Genomic DNA, 2,360 nt, shown 5'->3' with positions numbered 1-2,360 from the left:
TGCCTGGTCGCCGCTGAACAGGTCGGCGAATGGCATCCACCGGTGGAACCAGACGGACGGGCCGTTGAAGCCGTGGAACCCCACGTAGTCCACGTAGTCGTCGCCGGGATAGTAGTGCCCCCACCAGTTCCAGTGCGCCGGGCCGGGCGCGCCGCCCAGCACGGGGTTGCCGGTGTTGGGGTTGAACACCCAGCGCACGTTGGTGGCGCCCTCGCGAACGAAGATGTCCACCACCCGCCTCCACGCCTCCACGTACCTCGCGGGCGCCGTGGCGGCCAGCCCGTTGTCGACCCCCTGCCAGCGGTAGCCCCAGCGGCCGTTCATCTCCCATCCCGGCTCAATCAGCACCAGCCCGCCGAACGCCTTGACCTCGCGGGCAATGCGGCGAAGCTCGTCGTCGCCGCTGCCGACGAGGATGGCCCGCAGCACGCTGTCGGTGGGCACCTCCGAGGTCCACGCGGGCGCCAGGGCGATGTAGTTGGTCGCCCCGGTGCGCTGCACGCTGCGCAGCAGGCGCCCCGCCCACCCGTTGGCCGAGAAATCAGCGTTGAAGGCGTGGAAGGTCTTCACCAGCGCGGGCCGTTTGCCCACCATGTTGGTGAAGTCGCGGATGGACTGCTCGATGACTTCCGCCTTGCTGGCGTCGTCGCCCAGGAACACGCCGCTGAAGAACGGCCTCCCGCCCGGCGCGAACACCGGCCCGGGGAGCGACGCCGGGTCCGGGGTGCGCCCCGTGACCTCGGGAGAACGCCGGGCGGCCTCGCGAATGGGATCGGCGGCGTTGTTCGCCAGGGGGCCGGCTCCCGTCCGTGCCTGGGCCGCGGCGGACGAGGCGAGGCAGAGGACCGCCGCGACGATGGAAATCACTCTCATGATCTGCACTGCGCCTACTGGTACGGGTTCGCGGGACTGCCGGGATTGGGCTCCGGGATCATCATCATGGATTGGATGCGCCACTGGCCGTCGCGCTGGCGCTCCCACACCCAGGCGTAGCTGCCCAGGTCTTCGTAGAAGCGGCCGCGGCCGTCGGCACGGTGGATCAGGTGGCGGTAGCGCCCCGTGACATAGATCAATCCGTCCTTGGCGCCCAGGGTGAGGCGCATGTTCTGGATCTCCCCGAATCCCAGCATCCGCTGGAAGAAGCGGAGGATCTCGTCGCGGCCACGGTAGATTTCGCCGAAGCGCCCCAGCAGCAGGGCGTCTTCGGCAAAGAACGGCGCCAGCGACGAGACGTCGGCGTCGGGCTTTCCCCAGCGCTGCCGGTCGCGCAGCACCATGTGCAGGGCGTGAACGGCCGACGTGTCGGCGCGCGCCAGGAACGCGGTGTCGGCGTTGGGGCTGACCGCTACGTGGACGAAGCTTTCCTGGGCCGCCGCGCGTGCGGGCGCCAGCGCCAGGACAGCCGCGGCGATCAGCAGAGTGTGAAGGTACTTGGACATGGCCCTCGCCAGGATTCCCGGGTTTTCGTTGGGGCGGTGGGGGAGGCGAGGAGTGTGCCAGTCAGGCCACAACGCAGCGAGCGGCCTGCGGAACGCATGCGGGGGCGGCCGGTCCATCCGGCCGCCCCCGCGCGTTGGCCTCGATCAGCACGGGACTGCTGTGCGGAGAGGGGAGGACGTGTTACTGCTTGTCGGACGAGGTGCCCACCGAACCCGTCGCCGAGAGGTCGGCGGCGACGCTGTCACCGGCCGGCGATGCGCTGGGCACGCTCGTGTCGGCGGCGGGGGGCACCGTCGCCTGCTCGGGCGGCGCCACCGCGTGGGTGCTGTCGGCCGGCGCCTCGGTGTTCCCGTTGTCGGCGCTCGGGCAGGCAGCCAGGAGCACCAGCGCGAAGACGGGAAGAATGCGAGCCTTCATGGGGTAAGCTCCGTGTGGAGTGTGGTCCGGGCTCATCGCCCGGCGATCGTGGTCGGGTCCGTGAGAAGGCACGGGCGGTGCCCGGCTGCCCCGTTGGGTTCGGAGATATCGCAAGTCTGCACGGCACGCGGGTTTACGAGCAGCGGAGGCGCGTTTCGGCCATCCGCGAGAGTGCGGGTGAGCGCGTTCACTGAACGTTCCGCGGTTCAGTGAACGGCTGCCGCGAACCGCCGTCCGGCCAAACTGCTGCTGGCGGAGGGGCGGCGATCTTGCCACCTTGCCGTGATGCGGGACTTCCATCCGGGAGAGGCCTGCGCGGTTTCACACCAGGAGATCTGAGCGATGGCCGAAGCGAAGCGCGGGGACACGGTCCGCGTTCATTACAAGGGCACGCTGGACGACGGCAGCGTGTTCGACAGCTCGGAAGGGCGCGAGCCGCTGGAGTTCACCATCGGCGGCGGGCAGGTGATCGCCGGGTTCGACCAGGGCGTCACGGGCATGGC

4 protein-coding genes are annotated in these 2,360 nt (G+C 69.9%); 1 reads left to right on the top strand and 3 read right to left on the bottom strand.

From position 1 onward, the window contains the following. From VIB55_RS13480 to VIB55_RS13470, 3 genes are all read right to left on the bottom strand, one after another. Nucleotides 1–882: glycosyl hydrolase (locus VIB55_RS13480; protein ID WP_331877173.1), on the bottom strand; the 882-nt coding region annotated here is incomplete at its 3' end. A 5-nt stretch (nucleotides 883–887) separates the two neighbouring features. After that, the gene (locus VIB55_RS13475) at nucleotides 888–1,439 is read right to left on the bottom strand and encodes a YybH family protein (RefSeq protein WP_331877172.1); all 552 of its coding nucleotides are present in this window, start codon (nucleotides 1,437–1,439) and stop codon (nucleotides 888–890) included. 181 nt (nucleotides 1,440–1,620) lie between these two features. Continuing rightward, the gene (locus VIB55_RS13470) at nucleotides 1,621–1,857 is read right to left on the bottom strand and encodes a hypothetical protein (RefSeq protein ID WP_331877171.1); all 237 of its coding nucleotides are present in this window, start codon (nucleotides 1,855–1,857) and stop codon (nucleotides 1,621–1,623) included. Nucleotides 1,858–2,199: 342 nt separating this feature from the next. Between VIB55_RS13470 and VIB55_RS13465 the strand changes: the two genes are divergently transcribed. Next, nucleotides 2,200–2,360, top strand: a 161-nt coding sequence (locus VIB55_RS13465; protein WP_349263027.1) for an FKBP-type peptidyl-prolyl cis-trans isomerase, incomplete at its 3' end; no start/stop codon positions are given.

It is taken from the genome of Longimicrobium sp., assembly GCF_036554565.1.
In the GTDB taxonomy this organism is placed as follows: domain Bacteria; phylum Gemmatimonadota; class Gemmatimonadetes; order Longimicrobiales; family Longimicrobiaceae; genus Longimicrobium.
Note: the sequence above shows the minus strand (reverse complement) of the source record. Positions and strands in the feature narration are given on the sequence as shown.